This is a genomic window from Pseudoalteromonas sp. Z9A4 (assembly GCF_011378845.1).
GTDB lineage: Bacteria > Pseudomonadota > Gammaproteobacteria > Enterobacterales > Alteromonadaceae > Pseudoalteromonas > Pseudoalteromonas arctica.
Map to the genome: position 1 here is coordinate 102,494 of NZ_WTLA01000002.1, position 22,912 is coordinate 125,405.

Here is a 22,912-nt window from a genome sequence, read left to right on the forward strand (position 1 = left end):
TTTTAATTTACTCAAACTAAGTGATTTATTTCTTGTAACTCACTCCCAACATTCCCTCAGCCAAACCATTGTTTACTTCAATTAAGCTTTCTAACTAACAGTAGTGTTCTGATTCTGTATTGATGCCATTTAGGAAATCTTTAATATTAGTTTGTTTATATCTACAATACGCGGTTAATTACTCTATTATTTAGTGACAATATTACCATCACTTCTAGTGTTATCATTACACCAAGCTTTTACGCATATTGAGGTAGCTAATTGAATATTCGACTTATACTGTCAGGCGTTGTGTCATTCGTTTTTTATTTTAGCTGGGCCTACTGGGCAAACAGTTCGGCAGATATTGCTAAATCGGTCACGCTTCAAGCTGCATTAGTACAAGGTTTGTATAGTGGATTTGTAACGCTGTTTTTTACTTTTATTTTAGAAAAGGTCGTCAACAAGTATAAGTCTAGTTATGTAACGCTTGCGTTTGTAACTCCAATTATTTGTATGTTTCATTCTAAAACACCACAAAACGTAGCAATACGACAAAGCTTCAATAATGCAATTAACTCTAGCGCATCGTATTTAGGTAACAAAAAAATAGCAGGTGTACTTTTTGCGCCTATTATTCCGATTACTGTTCAATCGAGCTTAGTGATTATGGTGAATGTAATTAATCAGACACCTAATTTGGCACTTACAGTAGCCCCAAGCATATTTTTTACAGCCTTGTATGCCTACACATATATGTTAGCTTTACTTAAAAAGTAGAGCGTTAAATATAAAAGACTACATGTGGGAGGGGGGGGTTATAATTTAATGCAGAGAATATCATGGGAAATATCTTGTATTTTATGCTTATACCCACCTAAAAGATTACTATTTAAGCAGTTAGCTTACTGATTGTTAAAATAAAGGTGTTTGGTAGTGACAAGCACCTAAAAAGTTTTTATACTGCAACCCGCTTTAGTCGCTCTGTGACTGAACGCTTCAAAAATTAACTGCCTAGCAGTTATATAAAAGTTGGCCCCTTAGCTCAGTTGGTTAGAGCACACGACTCATAATCGTTAGGTCCCCAGTTCGAGTCTGGGAGGGGCCACCACTTTCCAAAAAATACCTATTCAAATTATTTAATGCTATATGAATTTAATATCGTGTAATTTATTATTCTTTATCTACCCCTAATAATAAGTATAATTTAAATAAAGTTAATCCATAGATTAAGCTAAGCTTTCTTAAATTTGAAAGAGTGCGAATGCACTATTAAATTCCAGCGTTAGATCGGACGCTATTCATGCTCTGTCTTGTAAATAATAATGAGCTGCATCTGATTTCAGAATACAAAAAAAGCCCCTATTGGGGCTTTTTACTTGCTAGTGTTTACTTCTATTGCTCAAAACTACAAGAGTTAACTAATTTTTACGGTATATCTCATGCTCAATATCGTAAATATTTACGCTTAAACTGTCTGATGCTCTGCAGTATGTTTTTAAGCATGAAAGTAATAGTTCGCTTAACATTTGTTTTTGCTCAATTGAGCGTCCCGCTAAAATATGTACCGCGATATGTATAAACCCTGATTTTCCTGCGCCAAGTTGATATTGCTGATAAGCAATAGCGCGTGTTTTGATGGTTTCTAATTCAAATAAGTTACTTTCGAAAGCGGTAGTGTGAATTTTTTCTACCAGTACTTGTGGTAAAACAGGGAGGTCTTCTGAGTGTTCAATAATAATGTGCGGCATTTAGGCGTTTCCTATTATGAGTTACTGCATGAGCGAGAGTTAATTGTATCAAATACAACAGGGTTCGCTAAACCCTGAGCTATCTAAAATCTTTACTTTAAACTAATTTAGTCGTATTTATTTTTGATGTTAGTATAAAAACAAACAGGTGAACCTTCGCTTAGTAACGTAGGTGCCAAGTTACTTATATATTAATTAAGGATAAGTATGAAATTACCACAAAAATTTAAACGTTTAGCTTTACTTACAGGTGCAGTTATTACATTAAGTGCTTGCTCTGACGATGTTGCATCGGTAAGTTTGGGGTTATTTACAACTAAAGATGTTGTGGTTAATTCGCAGCAAGATCCAATCCTTGAAGGCGTTACTTGTCATATTAGTCATATAGAGGCTAATTTGGACTTTTCTGATCCGTCTGATATGTCTATAGCATGTCGTCAAACGGGTCCTATTACAGCGCAGCAGCTACAAAAAATAGACCGCAGCAAGTCGGGCGAGGTGATATTCAAATCATCTAAAAGTATATTATTTAAATCACTAAAAGTGCGCCGTATTTACGATGCTGAGAATCGTACTTTATTATATTTATCGTATTCAACTAAAGAATCCAGTGGTAGCCACCACCATGCACTATCAACAGTGCCGCTATACAATACTCAAGCGTGGGATTGGGCGCTTACACAAAAAAACTAAACTAGTACTAAAACTTATAAGAGCACCTTATGTTAGCTTTATTTAAATCGGCACCTTTATTGGAAGATCAAGAGCAGCAATGGCTTATTGATACATTTATTTGGGCTGTAGAAAATTTTGATGCTGAGTTTTTTACAAAGCACACTCAAATAATACTGCCAACGGCCACTTTTTTCCCTGATTCGGTATCGAGCATTGAGGAAATGGCGAGTAATGTTTTTACCCGCGTTACTAATTACGCGGGTATGAATGCATGGCCTATTCAATTAGTCGCACCTCAGCAGTTACAACCGCAAGTTTTTCCGCACTTTGAATTTAGTGATGAAATACGTGGCGAAGGCAGCCATCTAATTGTGCCGCCAAGCCATAAGGTCAGTATCTCTTTTAATCCTAATCAGATTAATCAGCCACAAGATTTAGTGGCTAGTTATGCGGGTACTCTGGCCACCATACTTATCCATCACGTTGGGGTGCTACCGCCAGGCGGTAGGGAGTATTTACCACAAGCTGCCGATGCACTTGCCTGTTTTTTAGGATTTGGTGTGATGATGAGCAACACGGTGTATCAGTTTAAAGGCGGTTGTGGCTCTTGTTATAATCCATACGCTAACCGTGAAGCTAAGTTAAGTGAAACACATACGGTATTTATGCATGCCCTGATTAGTTACTTTAAAAACGATAAAGTGTCTAAAAAACATTTAAAGCCGCATTTACGTGGTCAGTTCAAAAAAGCACAAAAAGAAATTAAAGCATTGGTAAATAACTCGGCTAACCCGCTGTTATTAGCTTATTCGCCAAACTAGCAAGGATCTGCGTGGAATACTTAGATGAATTTTTACTGATTGTTATTGCTCATTTTTTTGCAGTAGCAAGCCCAGGGCCTGACTTTGCCGTAGTACTTAAGCAAAGTGTGCAACAAGGAAGGCGCAATGCATTGTGGACAAGCGCCGGTGTTGGCGCTGCTATTTTACTGCACGTTGCCTATTGCGTTTTAGGTGTTGCGCTTATTTTAACGCAATCGCCTAGTTTATTTATGGCGCTTAAGTATCTTGCCGGTGCATATTTAGCTTATTTAGGCGTACAAGCACTCAGAGCTGCAAAACCTCCAGCAAGTAATGAAGGCGAGGCTGCAAAAGATGTTGAAAACAAAACCGTCCAAGAAGAATCCGTTTGGCTTGCTTTTAGGCGCGGCTTTTTCACAAATGCATTAAACCCAAAAGCCACGTTATTTTTTATGTCGTTATTTACACTCGTGATTAGCCCAACAACACCGACTAGCGTACAGGTCGGTTACGGTGTGTACATGGCATTGGCTACTTGGGCGTGGTTTTCAATGCTTTCAATAATACTTTCTAGAAATAATGTAAGGGGTTTTTTCCAACAACGCGGTTATTGGTTTGACCGTGGAATTGGCGTTATTTTAATTGCTCTTGCAGTACGTGTTGTTATTTAACTTATTTAAAAAGTACAGGAGATAAAATGCCGTTATATAATTTTTCGTTTGGCTCTAATCGTTTGTTAGCGCGCTTACCTAATGTAAAGCGTGTAGGAACAGCGGTACTTAAAGGTTACGAGCTAACTTTTGATATGCTATTTAAAGATGGCTCTGGCAAATGCAGTATTTGCCCAAGCGATAAAGAAGGCGCGCTGGTTTACGGCGTTATTTATGAGCTTAATGAAGATGAAAAAGTTATTTTAGATGGTATTGAGGGCGTAGGTTACGACTGCGTAGATATAGCCCCAACGCTTCTAACGGGTGAGACTGTAACTGCACATTGTTATATAGCTAATACCCACGGCAGCGATGTACTCCCATACGATTGGTACATAAAACACGTTCATCGCGGATCACTTGAAGCGGGCGTACCAAAAGAATACAGTGATGCGATATTAAATCGCGCACAAAAAAGCGATACCAATCAAGAGCGCGCAGCAATTGAATTTGCAGTTCATCAAAAATAATAAAATAGGATTGATATGAAATTAACCAAACTTGCCGCAATTGCACTACTAGCAGGCACTTCGTTTAGTAGCTGGGCACAAGTTGATACCAACAAAATTGACGACGTTATTAAAGCGTCAATGGCGCGTTTTGACGTACCCGGTATGGCAGTCGCCATTGTTGAAAACGATAAAGTAATATTTGCTAAAGGCTTTGGTGTAACTAATCTCGATACCAACAAAAAAGTAAACAAAGACACCTTGTTTGGTATTGCTTCAAACACGAAAGCGTTTACAACAGCAGCGCTTGCCAAGTTGGTTGATGAGGGGAAGTTAAGCTGGGATGACCGCGTAATTGATCATTTACCAGAGTTTAGATTATACGACTCATACGTAACACGCGAAATGCGTATTCGTGATTTATTAAGTCACCGCAGTGGGCTAGGGCTTGGGCAGGGCGATTTAATGATTTGGCCAAGTACTGACAAGTCAGTTGATGAAATTTTAGCGGGATTACAGTATTTAAAACCAGCGAGCAGTTTTCGTAGTAAATACGCTTATAACAACTTGATGTTTGTTACCGCTGGTGAGGTGGTTGCACGTGTATCGGGTATCAGCTGGAACGATTACATCGAAAAAAATATATTACAGCCGCTGCACATGGATAACTCACGCGCGGGATTTTCACGTATTCCAAAAAGTAATAAAAACTGGGCGACAGGTCATATTCCTATGGATGGCACGCTTCATCCATTTTTTGTGAATTACTTAGAAGATTTTAGAGGCGCAGGTGCCATTGCTTCAAGTGTAAGCGACATGAGCCAATGGCTTCGTACGCAATTAGCGGGCGGTAAAATGCCAAGTGGCGAGCAGCTGTTTAGCGAAAAGCAACAAGCGCAAATGTGGCACCCACATATTACGTCTATGGCGTCTAAAAGTGCGTTTGAATCGTATCATCAGCAGTTTAGGGGTTATGGGTTAGGTTGGAGTATTGAAGACTACCACGGCTTTAAAAAGCTAGGTCATGGCGGTGGTATTTTAGGGATGGTATCGCAAGTTACTTTATTGCCTGAGAAAAAACTCGGTATTGTTATTTTATCTAATCAACAAGCTTTCGGTGCACTTTCGGCAGTAACCCATGAAGTACTTGAAGATGCACTTGAGCTCGAAGATAAAGACTGGGTAGAGGATTTAGCTAAAAGTCATTTTGAAGGTAAACAACAGGCGTACGCTAATGCAAAACCAGAAGCCCCCGCTGACTACCAACCACAATTACCAAACATTAATTACACCGGTACATTACACGATGATTGGTATGGCGATGTAATTATTGAACAACTTGATAGTAAATTGCATATTGATTTTACGCATACTAAGCGCTTAAAGGGCACACTTGAGCATTACACTGGAAATACATTTATAGTTAAGTGGGATGAAAAGCTACTTGAGGCGGATGCGTTTATTCGTTTTGAAATGAGCTCACAAAACCGTGTAAACAGCGCTAAAATGCGTGCAGTATCAACACAAATTACCGACTTTAGCTTTGATTTTAGAAACCTACATTTAAAAGCAAAATAGCTAATAACATTGATATTCAAGGTATCGATATTTAAAGTATCGATATACACCAAAGTCGCAAAGCCACCCGTCGGTGGCTTTGTTATATTAAGCATTCAATTTACTTTGGCTAGGAGCATTTTATGCGTACTGCAGTTATTTCACACCCTCATTGCCGTAAACATAAAATGATAGACGACCATCCTGAGTGCCCAGAGCGCTTAGATGCAATTACCGACAGGTTATTAGCCAGCGGTGTAGATGTTGGCTTAACACACCTGCAGGCACCTAAGGCCGAGCGTGAGCATTATTTACTTGCTCACGATGAGGCTTTAGTTAAACACGTAGAAACTACACTACCAACCGAAGGACTCGCTAATTTAGATGGCGATACGTGGTTGTGCCCCGATTCGTTTAAAGCGATTGAGCGGGCAGTAGGTGCCGGATTGTTAGCTGTTGACGAAATACTTGCTGATAAACTCGATGCTGCTTTTTGTTCTGTGCGCCCGCCAGGGCATCATGCTAATAAAGATTCATCATCTGGGTTTTGTGTGTTTAATAACTTAGCTATTGCCGTTAAGTACGCTCAAAGCAAAGGGGTTAAGCGCATTGCGATTGCTGACTTTGATGTACACCATGGGAATGGCACACAAGACATTTTTATTGATGACGAAAACGTACTGCTTTGTTCGTTATTTCAGTATCCGTTTTACCCAAATACAGCGGTTAAAAATAATAGTCATATAGTTAATTCACCTCTGCCAATTGCTAGTAATGGCGACGACCTAAAAGAGGTGTTTACTGGGCAATGGTTACCAAAATTAAAAGCGTTTAAGCCTGAATTACTTTTTATAAGCGCAGGGTTTGATGCACACCTAGAAGATGATATGGCGAGCTTAAAGTTTGTAGAGGATGACTACATTTGGCTTACCGAGCAACTATGTGGTGTTGCTAAAGAGGGCGGCTGCAAAGGTGTTATTTCGTACTTAGAAGGTGGCTATGCGCTATCAGCTTTAGGTCGCAGTGCTGTAGCGCATATAAAAGTGCTTACTGAGGTTTAAATAAAGAGAGTGTTTATAGCCCTAATAAATCAAACGCCTGCGCTGTGCTTAGGGTTTTGATTTTACCAAGGCAGCATTGTCCTTCATTTAATAAGTAAGCTGTAACAAACTGTGCTAGTTGCTCGCCATTCAATTCAGGGCAAGCAGTGCCTTGTAAATTAAGGTAGTCACCTTGCTTATTAAGTACTCGCACATCGCTTAGTTCACTTTGCATAACGCTGTGTAAGCACTCTTGTTGCTCTTGTTGGTTATGGGCTATCTCAAGCTCATTATAAATAACCAATAACTGTGGATAGCTGTTTAACATAGCCCGTTAGCCTACGGTTACTTCATAAGACGTAAATTTACGAATATTAATAACGCCTTTTTCAAAAATTAAGTACTGGCCTTTAATACCTTGTAAAACACCACTTACAACAGGGTCTTTATCAAAGTTAAATGAGCTGATTTTTGTTGGGTATTCGGTTACTGGAAAGTTTAAATCAACTACATCTTCATCAAGTTGTTCTATTGCTGTTGCGCCAAATAATTCACTGAGCTCGTTTAGCTTTTCACTAATTTGTGGGATCAGCTCGGCTGCAGCTGCTTTTAAGTCAATTGCTTCGTTTTGACCTTTTAGCATATTGCGCCAATTCGTTTTATCGGCAATAAATTCAGCCAATGCAACTTCCACTAAACCTGATTGCAGGCGAGTTTGCACTTTAAAAATAGGTAATGCCTGAGTCGCGCCTTGATCAACCCAACGAGTCGGTATTTGTGTGTGGCGGGTAATACCTACTTTTAACCCAGAGGTGTTAGCGAGATATACATAGTGTGGGATCATGCAGTTTTCTTCGCCCCACTGTGGCTCTCGGCAAGTGCCTTGATCGTAGTGGCAGGTTTCTGGTTTCATAATACACATATCGCAACTAGCGAGCTTGCGCATGCATACAAAACAGTGACCTTGAGAATAGCTTTTTTTGGTTTTTTTACCGCAGTTAGAACATAAAATAGTGCCACTAAAGGTAAGCGTAAGCTCCTTACCTATAAATGCATTTAAGTCTACTAGGTGTTCACCTACAGGTAAGTGATATTGTACTGGTTCGGTTAAGCTCGATTTTAATTTACGCAGTGTGCCTTGCATCTTTACTTGGCCCCTAAAGATGTTAAAAAGAGGAGTCTAACATTTTTAAGCTATATTGGCTTTTTAAGAAGTGTAAATAGTCGGTGTAAGGCAGTGCTTTTGCGTATAAGTAACCTTGGGCGCAATCAGCGTTCATATCCTTGAGTAAGTGATGGATTTCTTGGGTTTCTACCCCCTCAATTGTTATTGATAAATTGAGATTATGCGCCATATCAATGGCTGTTTGTACAATAACTTGATGAGTTGGATTATTAGGTAAATCAAAAACAAATGACTTATCTATTTTAAGTTCACTAAAGTGGTAAGTAACTAAGTAGCTAAGTGATGCGTAGCCGGTCCCAAAGTCATCCAATACCACTTTAATACCCAACGCTGTTAACTCATCAACTAATTTTATAAGTGCATCTTGGCTATCTACGAAGGCTGACTCTGTTAGCTCAAATTTAAGTAAGTAAGCCGGTACTTGATATTTAATTAAAATGTTTTCTACTTTTTCTGCCAAGTTATTTATAGTTAGATTTTTAGCACTTAAATTTACGCTAATTGTATGCTCGTTATAACCATCTTTTATAAGCTCAACAATGTCTTTACAAGCTTGTTCTATTATCCACAGTGTTAGCTCGTTAATAATACCGGTATGCTCAGCAAGTATTATTAGCTCTTCAATTGATAAGTTACTGTAAGTTGGGTCGGGCCAACGCAATAAAGCTTCAGCGCCACTTACTTGGTTACTCAATAAGTTTATTTGCGGTTGGTAGTAAAGAGCTAGTTGATTTGTTTTGATGGCTAGTTGCAACTTAGCGGCTAAAGCAACGTCCATCATTAGATTATTACCGTTTGACGATGACCCAACTTGATTAATGCTACCTTTTGCTCTTTTAAGCGCTAAATAACCTCGCTTTAACCAATATTCAAAATCGTTACTCTTACCAGCATTACTAATACCTATGCTGTAGCTAAGCTGCAGGTTCAACCCTTTAATTTCATATTTTTTTGGTAGGCTACTAATAATTTTAGTTAGTAGTGTTTCTAGCATTTCTTGGTTTTGTGTTTTTGTAGAAATACAGGCAAATACACCACTGCTTAAATCGGCTAAGCGAGGACTGGTGTTTAAATCTGTTTCGAGGTTTGTAAATTCACGTTCATGGCTGAGTTCTAATTCAAGCTCTTTGGCTACATGCTTTATAAGTGTGTAGCCCTGAGAAGAGGTAATAATCGTATTGAGCGAATTAAAGTGACGTATTTTTATTAAGCATAAAGTTGTTGAGCGATTTTGGCTTTGTAGTGCCATAAATGCCTGCTTTAGCTTGGAGCTATTAAGTAACCTTGTTTGTTGTGTGTGCGTTGCATGGTAAAGCGCACGTTCTCGCTGATACCTTACCCGATCTGCTAATGCCATTGCCATCAAAATAACTTCACACAAAATAGCAACTAAAAAGGCATGGCGAGTTGTAAAGGTATACGGTAAAACGCCAGTGAGTTCCATGGGTTGAATTGCCGCACCAAAAATTAGCGGTATCCATGATAAAACATAAAACTTAGCCCATCTAAAACCACTGCGTAACTTGTTATATATTAAAATAATACAGGTAATGTAAAGCAGTACCATTACACCAAAAAATATAGGAGCCGCTATATTTTCAGGAATAAACAAGCTACATACAGCAAGAACAAACATAAGCCAAAGTAGAGCTATGCTCATTTTGTAACGCCAACATTTATCTTTATGATAGCGTAAAAACATGGTGCAAAAAGCAAGGGTGAAAAAGGCGACCCCATAATTACTAAACACAACTTGTTCGTGAATAAAGAGCTGCCATTGCTTAGGCCATAAATAAAAACCAAAGCCCAGCACTGCACCCATTAGTGTAATAGCACTAATGATATATCCAATATAAATTAAATAAACACGGTCTTTTATGCCAAAATAAAGCACCAAGTTATAAAGCGCAGCCATCAATAGCACGCCTACAAAAATACCCCAGATCCCAGTTTGAGAGCGCACTAAGTCAATAAACTCTTTATCACGATATAAGTTTACAGGTGTTTTACTTATGCCGACTGTGTCTATTTTCATTACTAGGCGCTGTGACGATTTTCTTTCTACTAAAAAACGAATATGCGGTACGCTGTATTCAAATAAAGATAGGGCTTCTTCTTTATCGCCGAGTTTGTATGTTTCAATTAGTTTGTTGTTTTTATCGAGGCGATAAACCGTAAGGTGATCGACCATAGGGTTGTCAAAATGTGCCACAACATTTTGCTTGTTAAGGCTTTTATTTTCTAAATCAAGAAACAACCAATAGTTTTGCTGGCTAAAACTCCATGGAACATCTGAAAATGGTTGATGAGTAAGTAATTCAGGCTGGTTGATGATGGTATCGAATGTTTTAGTTTTAGTTTCGTCAATATAGTAGGCGTAATCGAGGTACATTGGAGCCGTTTTATCAATTGTATATCGTGTAGGCACGACTAAGTTTGATGCCAATGTACTGATTATAAAAAATATAAATATCAGTATGGCAACAGCAATTGCATGATAACGTAAAGTTCTTAGTTCCAACGTTTATGTACTTTTTAAAAATATTTTAATTAGTGTAGCACTAAAAAAGCGCAGGGAAACTGCGCTTTTTCAGTTAAATTAGCTGGTTATACCAATGAATAGGTATTATAGGCTACTGCTCGCGTGCAATAGCACGGTAAGCGATATCAGTACGATATTCCATACCATCCCAGCTAATTTGTTTAACAAGCTCATAGGCGCGCTGCTGCGCTTGCGTAACTGTATTACCAAGTGCTGTTGCGCATAATACGCGACCGCCTGCGGTTACAACGTCATTGCCACTTTGCTTAGTACCCGCATGAAACACTTTCTCACCCGCAGGGTAATCAACTTTTAGCCCCGAAATAGCATCACCTTTAGGGTAATCACCAGGGTAGCCTTTAGCTGCAAGTACAACACCAACGGCTGCGCGTGGGTCAAACTTAATTGTTGTTTTATCAAGTTCTACACGGTTAGCAGCTTCAATCAATTCAACTAGGTCTGATTGTAAACGTAGCATCATTGGTTGGGTTTCAGGGTCGCCAAAGCGACAGTTGTACTCAATTACTTTAGGGGTACCTGTTTCGTCAATCATCAAACCTGCGTATAAAAAGCCGGTGTACGGATGGCCTTCGCTTGCCATGCCTTCTACCGTAGGGTAGATCACTTCGTTCATAATACGCTGGTGGATTTCATCCGTAACAACTGGCGCAGGTGAGTATGCACCCATGCCACCCGTGTTAGGACCGGCATCGCCATTGTAAGCGCGTTTATGGTCCTGGCTGGTAGCAAATGGTAATACATTTTTGCCATCAACCATTACAATGAAAGACGCTTCTTCACCATCTAAAAATTCTTCAATAACAACACGACTTCCCGCATCGCCAAAAGCATTACCCGCAAGCATATCGCGAATAGCATCTTCGGCATCGGCTTCCGTCATGGCTACAATTACGCCTTTACCCGCAGCTAAACCATCTGCTTTTACAACAATTGGCGCGCCTTTTTCTTTTAAATAAGCAAGGGCTGGGTCAATCTGTTCAAACGTTTGATAATCGCCCGATGGAATATTGTGGCGTGCTAAAAAATCTTTAGTAAACGATTTAGAGCCTTCAAGCTGGGCTGCGCCCGCTGTAGGGCCAAAAATAGCCATGTTATGTTCACGAAACTTATCAACAACACCCAGTACTAACGGTATTTCTGGACCTACAATAGTAAGCTCTACATTGTTTTGCTGTGCAAAACTAAGTAAACCCTCTAAGTCGTCAACGTTTATTGCTACGTTTTCAAGTTTTGGTTCAAGTGCAGTACCTGCATTACCAGGGGCTACAAATACAGTATTTACTTTGGTGTTTTGAGCGGCTTTAAACGCAAGTGCGTGTTCGCGGCCGCCGCTGCCAATGACTAAAACATTCATGGCGAAAATTCCTATTTAAAGCGGTTTCTTAAATTTCAGCGTCATGCGGTCGCTTTCACCAATGGCTTTATATTTGTCAGCATCTTGTTCGCCGAGTCTTAAGCTTGGTGGTAGCGTCCATACACCTTTAGGGTGATCGGCTGTATCTTTTGGATTTGCATTTATTTCACTGCTTGCTACTAATTCAAACCCAGCTTGTTTAGCAAGGTCTACTACGTAGCTCTGCTTCATATAACCTGATGTTTTTTGATCTTCGTCAGCACGTTCTTCAGCTAAACGGTGTTCAACTAAACCTAATGTACCACCTGGTTTAAGGGCTTTATAAAAAGCTTGAAAAGCACTTAATGCACCGCTTTTATCTTTGCCCATATACCAGTTATGCACATTACGGAAAGTTAAAACCATATCGGCACTGCCAGCTGGCGCAATATCTAAATGTGTTACAGGTGCAAACTCAGTAATTTTAACGCTACTAAAGCGCTCATCTTCAGCTACTTTTTGTTTAAAGCCCGCAAGAGAGCGTTGGTAGTAGCCAACTGATGAATCAGCAGGAAAGTGCGCGGCATAATAAGTGCCTTGCTCTTTTAGTGCTGGCGCTAAAATTTCACTATACCAACCACCGCCTGGCGCAATTTCAACAACTGTCATGTCTGGTTTAAAGCCAAAAAATGCCAGTGTTTGAGCCGGGTGACGATATTCGTCACGAACGCTGTTTTTAGCGCTACGTTCGCTTGATTGAAGTGCATGCTCAAGGCTCGATTCGTGGTTATGGCTAAGCGCCATAGTCGATGTCATCGTTAGTGTGGCTACAAGTAGCGATTTTAGCGCAAATTTCATTGTTTGTTCCTTCACATTATAATTTTAAATAGGTTATTGAATAATCAGAATACGTGAATTTATAGCAAACAAAAAGGGTTAAACCAACGTTTAACCCTTTGTGTGATTAGTGGCGGAAATGGCGCATACCAGTAAGTACCATTGCCATGCCAGCTTCATCAGCAGCTGCAATCACTTCTTCATCACGCATTGATCCACCTGGCTGAATTACCGCAGTAATACCAGCGGCTGCGGCTGCGTCAATGCCATCACGGAATGGGAAGAACGCATCAGACGCCATAACTGAACCTTTAACTTCAAGGTTTTCGTCTGCAGCTTTTATGCCTGCAATTTTAGCTGAGTATACGCGGCTCATTTGGCCTGCGCCTACACCAATGGTCATACCGTCACGGGCATAAACAATTGCGTTTGATTTAACAAACTTAGCTACTTTCCAGCAAAATAGTAAATCTTTAAGTTCTTGCTCTGTAGGTTGACGTTTAGAAACAACTTTTAAGTCGCCTTGCGTTACCATGCCTAAATCGCGGTCTTGAACTAAAATACCGCCGTTAACGCGTTTAATATCTTGGCCAGCTGCTTTACCTGTCCACTGTCCACATTCTAATAAACGAACGTTCTTTTTAGCTTCAACAATTTTTGCAGCGTCGCTCGAAATACTAGGTGCGATAATTACTTCAACAAACTGACGATCAACAATTGCTTGTGCAGTTGCTGCATCTAGCTCTCGGTTAAAGGCAATAATGCCACCAAATGCTGATGTAGGGTCTGTTTTAAAAGCGCGCTCGTATGCTTGTAGAATATTGTCCCCAATTGAAACACCACACGGGTTAGCATGTTTTACAATCACGCACGCAGGTACGTTAAATTCTTTAACACATTCAAGTGCTGCATCGGTATCTGCAATGTTGTTAAACGAAAGGGCCTTACCTTGCAATTGAGTTGCTGTTGCAACTGATGCTTCAGCAATGTCACTTTCAACATAAAAAGCAGCATCTTGATGTGAGTTTTCACCGTAACGCATATCTTGCTTTTTAGTGAACTGCATATTGATAGTACGTGGGAATTTAGTCTCTACAGCAGCTTCCTCGGTGTAATCAGGAACCATTTTACCGAAGTAGTTAGCAATCATGCCATCGTATTGTGCAGTATGCTCGTAAGCAGCAATCGCTAAGTCAAAACGTGTTTTATACGTAGTAGAGCCATTGTTGTTTTGCATTTCGCTAATAACACGGTCGTAGTCGCTCGCGTTTACCACGATTGTTACGTCTTTGTGGTTTTTAGCGGCTGCACGAACCATTGTAGGGCCGCCAATATCAATATTTTCAATAGCATCTTCAAGGCTGCAGTTTTCTTGAGCGACTGTATTCGCAAAGGGGTATAAGTTAACTACAACTATGTCGATAGCAGAAATGTTGTTATCTGCCATTACGCTTTCATCTTGTCCGCGACGGGCTAATATGCCGCCGTGAATTTTTGGGTGAAGAGTTTTTACGCGACCATCCATGATTTCAGGGTGGCCTGTGTGATCTGATACTTCAGTCACTTTTATGCCGTTATCAGCAAGTAGTTTACATGTGCCGCCAGTTGATAATATATCAACGCCTTGCGCTTCTAGTGCGCGGGCAAATTCAACAATACCGGTTTTATCAGACACACTTAATAGTGCGCGACGAATGGGACGATGAGTATCCATTGTAGTTTGATTTCCTCAGTTAATGAGCTAGCTTAGAAGCGGGCATTTTAACTGATTACAACTCAAAAAACGACTTATAAAGCGCCGATGAGGGTGAGCATTTTGCAACACGGCTATTAAACTACGGGCATAAAAAAAGCACCCTAGGGTGCTTTTTTAATAATTAGCTGTGATAAATCACAGCCAGCATATTAGTTCATGCCGTATTTTTTAAGCTTTTTACGTAAAGTACCACGGTTGATACCTAGTAAAATTGCTGCACGAGTTTGGTTACCACGTGTATATGTCATCACTTCTTCAAGTAATGGCGCTTCTAGCTCTGAAAGAACAAGGTCGTAAACGTCTTGCACATCTTGACCGTTAAGCTGCTTTAAATAGTGGTGAACAGCTTTTTTTACTGCATCACGCAATGGCTGCGGTTTCTCGTGTGACTGAACATGAGGGTTAGTGATAAATGGAGAAGTCACGTTTTGTTCGAACATTATTAAGTCTCTTTCTTTCTTAGTTAGCTGCTAGTGTTTTAAAGTATTGCTCTAATGCGACGACCTGTGCCTGTGGGTTGTCGAGCGCATTAAATACTCGCCTAAACTGACCATCACTGTCATGGGTTTGCAAATACCAAGATACATGTTTGCGAGCAATTCGCGCTCCCATTGGCTCACCGTAAAACATATGGAGGTTTGTTAAATGCTCCATTAATATACTGCGCACCTCTGCAATAGCAGGTGGCTGTAAATGTTCCCCAGTTCGCAAATAGTGGTCTATCTCCCTAAATATCCAAGGGCGACCTTGGGCGGCTCGGCCAATCATAATGGCATCTGCACCCGTATAGTCTAAAACCTGTTTTGCTTTTTCTGGTGATGTAATATCACCATTGGCAACAACAGGAATCGACACTGAACGTTTTATATCCCTAATCGTGGCGTACTCAGCATCACCTTTGTACATACATGCGCGCGTACGCCCATGTACAGCAAGTGATGCAATGCCATAACGTTCAGCTATTCTCGCAATCTCTACACCATTACGGTTATCCGGATCCCATCCTGTACGGATTTTAAGTGTCACAGGTATATCAACAGCATTAACGACTGCATCAATAATCTCTTCCACAAGTTCAGGAAACTGTAATAAGGCAGAGCCTGCGAGTTTCTTGTTCACTTTTTTTGCTGGGCACCCCATATTGATATCTATGATCTGTGCACCGTTAGCAAGATTGAATTGTGCGGCCTGCGCCATAAGCTCAGGATCTGCTCCTGCAATTTGCACAGCGCGTATACCCGACTCACCGCTGTGATCCATACGGTTCATCGACTTTTCCGTTTTCCAAACCTTAGGATTAGACGATAGCATTTCAGAAACAGCTAGCCCTGCGCCTAAACGACGGCAAAGTTGTCTAAATGGTCTGTCTGTAATGCCAGCCATTGGCGCGACAATTACATTATTCTCAAGTTGGTATTTACCGATACGCACTATATTCAATAGGCCTCTTTTCAAGGGGCGCTAAGTTTACGGTTTTTTTCACAAAAATCAAAGGCTATAAATTGAACAAAAGTAACTTTTTTTTGCCCTTTTCGTATTGACATTTGATAACCACATGACAAGTAGGTTGATTTGTTTGAAATTTATACAAGTTTTATTTTTTACAGAATAATCAGAAAACTTTTAATATGTAAAAAAATAGTAAAGCCTGTTAAATACAGGCTTTACATGCAGGTTTTGAGTTAATGCTCTAAATTTGGTTGTGCAGTTTATTACGCTTTTTTAGTGCCACTTACTCGAGTCCAATCACCTTCAACGGCAATGTCATCTAGTTCAATAAACGGTGCATAAATATCAGCAACTGATTGTGCTTGTTCTTCTAAAATACCCGACATTGCAATCTTGCCGCCAGGCTTTAATAAACCTAAAATTACACTGTGCAATTCGCGAAGTGGCTGGGCTAATATATTTGCCACTACTATGTCGGCGGTAAACTCAGGTTGGTTTTCTGGAAGGTATACTTCAAGTTTGTCTGCAACGCCATTACGGTTAGCATTATCGAGGCTTGCCTCAAGCGCTTGAGGATCAATATCAATCCCAATCATGCGCTCTGCGCCTAGTTTTATAGCTGCAATACCTAAAATGCCTGAGCCACAACCAAAATCAACAACCGTTTTACCTGTTAGATCTTGGCTTTCTAACCACTTAAGACATAAGGCCGTTGTTGCATGTGTGCCCGTACCAAAGGCAAGGCCAGGGTCAAGCAGTACATTTACTGCATCAGGATCTGGAATGTCGCGCCAGCTTGGACAAATCCATAGCCTTTCACCAAATTGAATAGGGTGGAAGTTATCCATCCATTCACGTTCCCAGTCTTTATCCTCAAGCTGCTCTATTTTGTATACTAAATTGTCTTTTAGTTCATCATGGCGTTTCAATAACGCAACGACTTCATTCATATCGTGATTAGCTTCAAACAAGCCAATTACTGTTGTATCAGCCCAAAATACAACGGTGCCAATTTTGGGTTCGTAAATAGGGGTGTCTTTTGCGTCAATAAAGGTTACTGAAGCACTACCCGCTTCCATTAATAGGTCACTTACTGCATCTGCTGTTGCAGCATTGGCGTTAATACGAATTTGGATCCAAGCCATGATTATTTCCTTCAAATAGAAAAAAGGCCGCTATAGCGGCCTTTTTAGTTTATATAGTAGCGCTAAATTATTTAGCGTCTAAAAAGCTTTTCAGTAAATCTGAGCGAGAAGGGTGGCGTAATTTACGCAGCGCTTTCGCTTCTATTTGACGAATACGTTCACGTGTTACGTCAAACTGTTTACCTACTTCTTCTAAGGTGTGGTCGGTATTCATATCAATACCAAAACGCATACGTAGTACTTTAGCTTCACGGGCTGTTAGGCCTGCAAGTACATCGTTAGTTGCGCCACGAAGAGACTCCATTGTTGCCGAATCGATTGGCGAATCAATAGTTGTATCTTCGATAAAGTCACCTAAGTGAGAATCTTCATCATCACCGATTGGTGTTTCCATTGAAATTGGCTCTTTAGCAATCTTAAGTACCTTACGGATTTTATCCTCAGGCATCATCATGCGTTCTGCTAATTCTTCTGGATTTGGCTCACGACCCATTTCCTGTAACATTTGACGAGAAATACGGTTAAGTTTATTAATCGTTTCAATCATATGTACTGGAATACGGATTGTTCTTGCTTGGTCAGCAATAGAGCGAGTGATTGCTTGACGTATCCACCACGTAGCATAAGTAGAGAACTTATAACCACGGCGATATTCAAACTTATCAACTGCTTTCATCAGACCAATGTTACCTTCTTGAATTAAATCCAAGAATTGTAAGCCACGGTTTGTATATTTTTTAGCAATTGAGATTACAAGACGTAAGTTAGCTTCAACCATTTCTTTTTTCGCACGGCGTGCTTTCGCTTCACCAATGCTCATTCGACGGTTAATGTCTTTAATACGCTCAATGCTTAAACCTGTTGTTTGTTCAATAACAGATAATTTATTAATGCTACGAATGATTTCTGGCTTAACTTCTTCAAGTTTAGCTGAATACTTTTCGTTACCCGAAATTTCTAAATCAACCCATGAAGCGTCAGTTTCGTTATTAGCAAAATGCTTAACGAATGTTTTCTTCGGTAATTTAGCAATTTGTACAGCTTGTTTCATGATTAGACGTTCTTGAACGCGAACACGATCCATCATTTCACGCATGTTATTTACCATGCGGTCAAACTGTTTAGGTATTAATTTAAAGGTTCTGAAAAGCTCACCAATTTCAAAAATGGCGGCTTGTGATTCAGGATGCGAACGACCTTTAGCTTCAAACGTATCACGTGCTTTATTGTATAAATCACGTAAATTTTCAAAATGAATGCGCGCTTCTTCAGGATCTGGCCCTGTGTCTACTTCTTCTTCATCTTCGTCATCGCTATCAGCATCATCTTTGTCATCTTTATCGTCATCAAGTTGCTTAGCACTTAATTCTGAACCGATATTAGTTGCTGAAATTGGCGCTGTATCTTCATTAGGATCGATAAATCCAACGATGATATCGCTTAAACGCATTTCTTCAGCTTCAAACTTATCCCACTGCTCTAGCAGGTAAGTGATTGCTTCAGGGTACTCTGCAACAGAAATCTGTACTTGGTTAATGCCTTCTTCGATACGTTTAGCGATTACAATTTCGCCTTCACGTGTAAGAAGTTCAACAGTACCCATTTCACGCATGTACATGCGAACCGGATCCGTTGTACGGCCGATTTCTTTTTCTACAGTCGCAAGGGCTGCAGCGGCAGCTTCAGCTGCGTCTTCGTCTGTCGTTGTTTCTTGCATCATTAATTCATCAGCATCAGGCGCGTTTTCGCTAACCTTGATACCCATATCATTAATCATGCTTATGATATCTTCTACTTGATCTGAGTCTATAATGTCTTGTGGAAGGTGATCATTTACTTCTGCAAAAGTTAAGTAGCCTTGCTCTTTACCTTTTTGAATCAGAAGTTTTAATTGTGACTGAGGAGTTGGATCCATAGAGATTGTTTCTTCCACTCTGATAAGTTGATACAACAGGCGCCATCATGTAGTTTGCATTAAAGCCAACTAGAATAATGTGACGCAGTGAATAGCACAGTATAACAGTTTAAATCAATTTTGACTAGCTGTTAGTGGCTTTTAACGCTGTCATTAACAAATGACACTCAAGTCTTTCGTCGCTACTAAGGCCTTGAGTCTTGTCCTTTATTAATAGGGTCTCGAGTCGATAATTTAAACACTGATCTTCAATAAACTTGAAAGTATTTTTAAAAACCGTCTCTAAACGCTCTTCATTTATGTCGTGTTGCCACGTTGCAAGCTTGATTAAGGGCTCGTAATCTTCAGTTCCTCTAAAAAATTCGAGTAGTTGCGCTGTGGTAATGCTTTCTTTTTCTAAAGCTTGCTCTTGTAAGCGTAATAATAGCCCTATACCAGCAATATTCATTTGTGCGAGTTCAGGTAAATATGGCACATTTTTAGCTAAGTTAGGGTGTTGAATTAAAATACCAATCGCTTGACGCATTGGTGTTATTTTAAACTTACGTTCAATCGAATGCTGTTGCTTTGGTGTTTTCAAACGGTTATTTAATTGCTCACGTGTTCTTCCGATTAAACGCCCTAATTGTTCAAGAATGTTTTCTTGATAAAATTCACTTGGGATTTTTTCAATTAATGGAAGTGCTGCACTGAGTAATTTAGCTTTTCCTGAGTCGAGTGTTAAATCAACTTCTTGGCTTAATTTATTAAACAATACCTTGGTAAAGTCATCTGCTTGGCTTAGGCGCAATTCGAATTGCTCCTTACCTTCTTTTTGTACAAGAGAGTCTGGGTCTTCGCCATCGGGTAAAAAAGTAAATTGCAGTGCTTTACCATCATTTAAATAAGGAAGTGCGTTTTCAAGCGCTCTCCAAGCTGCATCACGGCCAGCTCTGTCGCCATCGTAACAACAGATTACTTTATCTGTTGTTCTAAACAGCGTATGCATGTGCTCGCTTGTTGTTGCGGTACCTAGTGATGCAACGGCATATTCAATCCCTTGCTCGGCTAGGGCAACAACATCCATGTAACCTTCCACAACCATTACATGCTCAAGTTTTTTATGGGCTTGCTTTGCTTCATAAAGTCCGTATAGCTCAAAGCCTTTATGAAAAATTCGGGTCTCTGGCGAATTTAAATATTTTGGCCCTTGGTCGGCTTGCATTACACGCCCACCAAATGCAATAACGCGTCCGCGTTTATCGCGAATAGGAAACATTAATCGGTCGCGGAAAAAATCAAATTGTCTGCCTGGTGTTTTTTCTGAAGCTAGCTTTAATTCAACTAATTGCTCTTTTTGTTCTTTATTACGGCCAAGCTGAAGACATAATCCATCCCATTCGCTGGGAGCGTAGCCAATCATAAACTTTTTAACTGTTTCACCACTTAAACCACGGCCTTTTACATATTCAATAACGGCGGCAGAATTACTGTGGTGTTTTAATTGGTGCTGATAAAAGCGCGCAGTATGAAGCATTAAATCGTAATCAGAGCGCTTTTGCGCAGCAGTACGTTCTGGTGCTGAGTTTGTGCCCTGTTCTCGAGGTACTTCTAAGTTAAGCATGCTTGCTATTTCTTCAATAGCATCTACAAACTCAAGCTTTTCATACTCCATTACAAACGAAATAGCATTACCATTAGCACCACAACCAAAGCAATGATAAAACTGTTTGTCTTGCGATACGGTAAATGAGGGCGATTTTTCGTTATGAAATGGGCAGCAAGCTTGATAATCCTTACCTGCTTTTTTTAGACCTACTTTTGAGTCTATCAGGTCGACAATATCGGTTCTGGCAAGTAAATCGTCTATAAAGTTACGTGGGATATTTCCAGCCATTAGTAAAATACAGTCCTGAAATAATAAGAAGAATAACGAATATGAAATTTACTTTTTTATACTTGCTTGATGCAAAGTATAGCGTGCTTTAACTTACCAAAATGATAGCAAAATAAATAGGGAAGCTATAAAAAATTTCATTTTAAAGTAACCTAGTAGGTGTACTTTTTATCAAAGTTAAAAACAAAGAAACCGAGCGCAAGGCTCGGTTCACTTCAATCATACTTTAATGTATGTGGGAGTATTAGGCAGTTAATCGTTGCTTAATTAAACCAGAGATTTTGCCCATATCGGCACGACCTTCGGCTTTACTTTTGATTATACCCATTACTTTACCCATGTCTTGCATACCTGCTGCGTTAGTATCAGCAATAGCCGCATCAATGAGAGCAATGATTTCTTCTTCACTCAATTTTTGAGGTAAGAAAGTTTCAAGTGCCACTATTTCATTGGCTTCAATATCAGCTAAATCATCACGCCCAGCATCTTTGTACTGAGTGTAAGAGTCACGACGTTGTTTAACAAGCTTCACTATAACGGAGGTAATACCTGCGTCGTCTAGTTCTATACGCTCGTCAATTTCACGTTGCTTGATTGCAGCAAGTACCATACGAATAGGGTTAAGACGTAATTTGTCTTTAGCTCTCATCGCATCTTTTTGCGCATCTTTTAGCGTTATTAAAAGGCTCATTTATACAAGACCTAATATATTAGTATAATTTAACGCGACGTGCGTTATCACGAGAAAGTTTTTTCATGTGACGTTTTACTGCAGCAGCTTTTTTACGCTTACGCTCAGCTGTTGGTTTTTCATAGTGCTCGCGACGACGAACTTCTGAAAGGATTCCTGCTTTTTCACATGAACGCTTGAAGCGACGAAGTGCTACGTCAAACGGTTCGTTCTCTCTTACTTTAATTACTGGCATTAAAAATTCACCTACCTAAATTATGAGCGTTGCTCAAGTTGATCAAACATTGATCAAGTGGTTCAAAAATGGTGCGGTATTGTAATCCGAAGCAACACCACATGTAAAGGACAATATTAACAGAAACGCATCATGTAAAACAGTATTAATTTGATTGGCGCTGGTAGAGTTTGCAAAACACTTGGCCTGCCTTTTTTTCTTTAATTAACAACCAGTTGCTCGGGTTCTTGAAGGTGGTTAACTCTGTTTCTACTTCAACATAAATTAATGCATCATCGCTTAACCATTGGTTTTTTTCTAATAAATCGCAGGTTGTTTGCGCTAAATCTTTACGAAATGGTGGGTCAACAAATACAAGATTAAACGCTTCGTTTGTGTTTTTTTGCTCTAAAAAGGAGAGTGAATTAGTATGTTTAACGTATGCGTTGTCGAGCTTTAAAGTGCTAATGTTTTGTTCTAATTGCTTGGCAGCTGACGAGTCGAGCTCGATAAATGTGGCGTTTTTAGCAAATCGAGATAGCGCTTCAAATCCTAACCCACCAGAACCTGCAAAACAATCAAGTACATTTGTGTCACGCGTATCTTGCATTAGCCAATTAAATACAGTTTCTTTAATTCGATCGGTAGTAGGTCTTAAGCCCTCTACATTTTTAACAGGGAGTTTTCGGCCTCGAAATTGGCCACTAATCACTCTAATAAAGCCATCACTGGGCTTGTTAGTAGCTTTATTTTGCGTTGTTTTTTTTCTCATTTAGCTCACTAAAAAATGGTATATGGTATCTAGCTCAGATAATATTATGGGTGATTACGTGTAGCTTCATTTTTCAACCGTATTAAAAGTGTTACTATTGAACACTTACGTTTTGAATGGTTGTATTTATTAGCAACTATTGCTGGGCATTGCCAAGCTATTTCAAATTTTAGTTTATCAGATTTTTATAAGTGGTTATTAGCAAGTATGACAA

The 22,912-nt window shown here is 39.7% G+C and carries 22 protein-coding genes and 1 tRNA gene; 8 read left to right on the plus strand and 15 right to left on the minus strand.

The genetic code is table 11. The features are described 5' to 3' along the window. The first annotated feature begins 261 nt into the window (after positions 1–261). On the plus strand, positions 262–759 hold the full coding sequence (locus tag GQR54_RS02115; protein ID WP_081473447.1) for a hypothetical protein: 498 nt from the start codon (positions 262–264) through the stop codon (positions 757–759). 254 nt (positions 760–1,013) lie between these two features. Continuing rightward, positions 1,014–1,090: transfer RNA gene (locus tag GQR54_RS02120), tRNA-Ile, on the plus strand. Positions 1,091–1,400: 310 nt separating this feature from the next. Here the strand turns inward: GQR54_RS02120 and GQR54_RS02125 are convergent. Then, positions 1,401–1,730: a 5-carboxymethyl-2-hydroxymuconate Delta-isomerase gene (locus tag GQR54_RS02125; protein ID WP_002957818.1), complete on the minus strand. Its 330-nt coding sequence runs from the start codon at positions 1,728–1,730 to the stop codon at positions 1,401–1,403. A gap of 207 nt (positions 1,731–1,937) precedes the next feature. Here GQR54_RS02125 and GQR54_RS02130 point away from each other — a divergent pair, with 207 nt between their 5' ends. From GQR54_RS02130 to GQR54_RS02155, 6 genes are all read left to right on the plus strand, one after another. Next, positions 1,938–2,423: a CreA family protein gene (locus GQR54_RS02130; RefSeq protein WP_165740633.1), complete on the plus strand. Its 486-nt coding sequence runs from the start codon at positions 1,938–1,940 to the stop codon at positions 2,421–2,423. A gap of 29 nt (positions 2,424–2,452) precedes the next feature. Continuing rightward, the gene (locus tag GQR54_RS02135) at positions 2,453–3,226 is read left to right on the plus strand and encodes a hypothetical protein (RefSeq protein ID WP_007586497.1); all 774 of its coding nucleotides are present in this window, start codon (positions 2,453–2,455) and stop codon (positions 3,224–3,226) included. A gap of 11 nt (positions 3,227–3,237) precedes the next feature. Further along, a complete protein-coding gene (locus GQR54_RS02140; protein ID WP_007586498.1) occupies positions 3,238–3,876 on the plus strand; it encodes a LysE family transporter in 639 nt (212 codons plus the stop codon). A 26-nt stretch (positions 3,877–3,902) separates the two neighbouring features. Then, positions 3,903–4,385 carry a gamma-glutamylcyclotransferase family protein gene (locus GQR54_RS02145; protein WP_166376402.1) on the plus strand — a complete coding sequence of 161 codons (483 nt, stop codon included), beginning with the start codon at positions 3,903–3,905 and terminating at the stop codon, positions 4,383–4,385. 15 nt (positions 4,386–4,400) lie between these two features. Further along, entirely contained in the window at positions 4,401–5,942 is a 1,542-nt protein-coding gene (locus tag GQR54_RS02150; RefSeq protein ID WP_165740632.1) for a serine hydrolase, read from the plus strand. 122 nt (positions 5,943–6,064) lie between these two features. Further along, the gene (locus GQR54_RS02155; RefSeq protein ID WP_166376403.1) at positions 6,065–6,982 is read left to right on the plus strand and encodes a histone deacetylase family protein; all 918 of its coding nucleotides are present in this window, start codon (positions 6,065–6,067) and stop codon (positions 6,980–6,982) included. A 13-nt stretch (positions 6,983–6,995) separates the two neighbouring features. On the opposite strand, the gene GQR54_RS02160 is transcribed toward GQR54_RS02155, so the two are convergent. From GQR54_RS02160 to rsmD, 14 genes are all read right to left on the minus strand, one after another. Beyond that, the gene (locus tag GQR54_RS02160) at positions 6,996–7,289 is read right to left on the minus strand and encodes a hypothetical protein (protein WP_165727127.1); all 294 of its coding nucleotides are present in this window, start codon (positions 7,287–7,289) and stop codon (positions 6,996–6,998) included. Positions 7,290–7,295: 6 nt separating this feature from the next. Continuing rightward, entirely contained in the window at positions 7,296–8,105 is an 810-nt protein-coding gene (locus GQR54_RS02165; protein ID WP_010553372.1) for a DUF2797 domain-containing protein, read from the minus strand. A 22-nt stretch (positions 8,106–8,127) separates the two neighbouring features. Beyond that, positions 8,128–10,668 carry an EAL domain-containing protein gene (locus GQR54_RS02170; protein WP_166376404.1) on the minus strand — a complete coding sequence of 847 codons (2,541 nt, stop codon included), beginning with the start codon at positions 10,666–10,668 and terminating at the stop codon, positions 8,128–8,130. Between the two features lie 112 nt (positions 10,669–10,780). Beyond that, entirely contained in the window at positions 10,781–12,064 is a 1,284-nt protein-coding gene (gene purD, locus GQR54_RS02175) for a phosphoribosylamine--glycine ligase (protein WP_024590607.1), read from the minus strand. A 15-nt stretch (positions 12,065–12,079) separates the two neighbouring features. Continuing rightward, on the minus strand, positions 12,080–12,901 hold the full coding sequence (locus tag GQR54_RS02180; protein ID WP_166376405.1) for a class I SAM-dependent methyltransferase: 822 nt from the start codon (positions 12,899–12,901) through the stop codon (positions 12,080–12,082). A gap of 106 nt (positions 12,902–13,007) precedes the next feature. Then, positions 13,008–14,594, minus strand: a complete 1,587-nt coding sequence (gene purH, locus GQR54_RS02185) for a bifunctional phosphoribosylaminoimidazolecarboxamide formyltransferase/IMP cyclohydrolase (RefSeq protein ID WP_166376406.1) — start codon at positions 14,592–14,594, stop codon at positions 13,008–13,010. 191 nt (positions 14,595–14,785) lie between these two features. Beyond that, positions 14,786–15,076 (minus strand): DNA-binding transcriptional regulator Fis, encoded by a 291-nt coding sequence (gene fis / locus GQR54_RS02190; RefSeq protein WP_002957804.1) that lies wholly within the window; start codon positions 15,074–15,076, stop codon positions 14,786–14,788. Positions 15,077–15,095: 19 nt separating this feature from the next. Beyond that, on the minus strand, positions 15,096–16,067 hold the full coding sequence (dusB, locus tag GQR54_RS02195) for a tRNA dihydrouridine synthase DusB (protein WP_346766069.1): 972 nt from the start codon (positions 16,065–16,067) through the stop codon (positions 15,096–15,098). Positions 16,068–16,348: 281 nt separating this feature from the next. Continuing rightward, entirely contained in the window at positions 16,349–17,230 is an 882-nt protein-coding gene (prmA, locus tag GQR54_RS02200) for a 50S ribosomal protein L11 methyltransferase (protein ID WP_010553367.1), read from the minus strand. A gap of 67 nt (positions 17,231–17,297) precedes the next feature. Continuing rightward, entirely contained in the window at positions 17,298–19,145 is a 1,848-nt protein-coding gene (gene rpoD, locus GQR54_RS02205; protein ID WP_007586533.1) for an RNA polymerase sigma factor RpoD, read from the minus strand. A gap of 124 nt (positions 19,146–19,269) precedes the next feature. Continuing rightward, a complete protein-coding gene (dnaG, locus tag GQR54_RS02210; protein WP_166376408.1) occupies positions 19,270–21,021 on the minus strand; it encodes a DNA primase in 1,752 nt (583 codons plus the stop codon). A gap of 244 nt (positions 21,022–21,265) precedes the next feature. Further along, positions 21,266–21,712, minus strand: a complete 447-nt coding sequence (locus GQR54_RS02215) for a GatB/YqeY domain-containing protein (protein ID WP_024590610.1) — start codon at positions 21,710–21,712, stop codon at positions 21,266–21,268. A 19-nt stretch (positions 21,713–21,731) separates the two neighbouring features. Continuing rightward, a complete protein-coding gene (gene rpsU / locus GQR54_RS02220) occupies positions 21,732–21,947 on the minus strand; it encodes a 30S ribosomal protein S21 (RefSeq protein ID WP_002957797.1) in 216 nt (71 codons plus the stop codon). 145 nt (positions 21,948–22,092) lie between these two features. After that, positions 22,093–22,698, minus strand: coding sequence for a 16S rRNA (guanine(966)-N(2))-methyltransferase RsmD (rsmD, locus tag GQR54_RS02225; RefSeq protein ID WP_166376409.1), 606 nt, complete (start codon positions 22,696–22,698; stop codon positions 22,093–22,095). Between the last annotated feature and the right edge of the window lie 214 nt (positions 22,699–22,912).

Excerpts from the sequence above, each read along its gene's own strand:
- GQR54_RS02125 (WP_002957818.1), bottom strand. The coding sequence starts at position 1,730 with ATGCCGCACATTATTATTGAACACTCAGAAGACCTCCCTGTTTTACCA.
- GQR54_RS02130 (WP_165740633.1), top strand. The coding sequence starts at position 1,938 with ATGAAATTACCACAAAAATTTAAACGTTTAGCTTTACTTACAGGTGCA.
- GQR54_RS02135 (WP_007586497.1), top strand. The coding sequence starts at position 2,453 with ATGTTAGCTTTATTTAAATCGGCACCTTTATTGGAAGATCAAGAGCAG.
- GQR54_RS02145 (WP_166376402.1), top strand. The coding sequence starts at position 3,903 with ATGCCGTTATATAATTTTTCGTTTGGCTCTAATCGTTTGTTAGCGCGC.
- GQR54_RS02150 (WP_165740632.1), top strand. The coding sequence starts at position 4,401 with ATGAAATTAACCAAACTTGCCGCAATTGCACTACTAGCAGGCACTTCG.
- GQR54_RS02155 (WP_166376403.1), top strand. The coding sequence starts at position 6,065 with ATGCGTACTGCAGTTATTTCACACCCTCATTGCCGTAAACATAAAATG.
- GQR54_RS02160 (WP_165727127.1), bottom strand. The coding sequence starts at position 7,289 with ATGTTAAACAGCTATCCACAGTTATTGGTTATTTATAATGAGCTTGAG.
- GQR54_RS02165 (WP_010553372.1), bottom strand. The coding sequence starts at position 8,105 with ATGCAAGGCACACTGCGTAAATTAAAATCGAGCTTAACCGAACCAGTA.
- purD (WP_024590607.1), bottom strand. The coding sequence starts at position 12,064 with ATGAATGTTTTAGTCATTGGCAGCGGCGGCCGCGAACACGCACTTGCG.
- GQR54_RS02180 (WP_166376405.1), bottom strand. The coding sequence starts at position 12,901 with ATGAAATTTGCGCTAAAATCGCTACTTGTAGCCACACTAACGATGACA.
- purH (WP_166376406.1), bottom strand. The coding sequence starts at position 14,594 with ATGGATACTCATCGTCCCATTCGTCGCGCACTATTAAGTGTGTCTGAT.
- fis (WP_002957804.1), bottom strand. The coding sequence starts at position 15,076 with ATGTTCGAACAAAACGTGACTTCTCCATTTATCACTAACCCTCATGTT.
- prmA (WP_010553367.1), bottom strand. The coding sequence starts at position 17,230 with ATGGCTTGGATCCAAATTCGTATTAACGCCAATGCTGCAACAGCAGAT.
- rpoD (WP_007586533.1), bottom strand. The coding sequence starts at position 19,145 with ATGGATCCAACTCCTCAGTCACAATTAAAACTTCTGATTCAAAAAGGT.
- dnaG (WP_166376408.1), bottom strand. The coding sequence starts at position 21,021 with ATGGCTGGAAATATCCCACGTAACTTTATAGACGATTTACTTGCCAGA.
- GQR54_RS02215 (WP_024590610.1), bottom strand. The coding sequence starts at position 21,712 with ATGAGCCTTTTAATAACGCTAAAAGATGCGCAAAAAGATGCGATGAGA.
- rpsU (WP_002957797.1), bottom strand. The coding sequence starts at position 21,947 with ATGCCAGTAATTAAAGTAAGAGAGAACGAACCGTTTGACGTAGCACTT.
- rsmD (WP_166376409.1), bottom strand. The coding sequence starts at position 22,698 with ATGAGAAAAAAAACAACGCAAAATAAAGCTACTAACAAGCCCAGTGAT.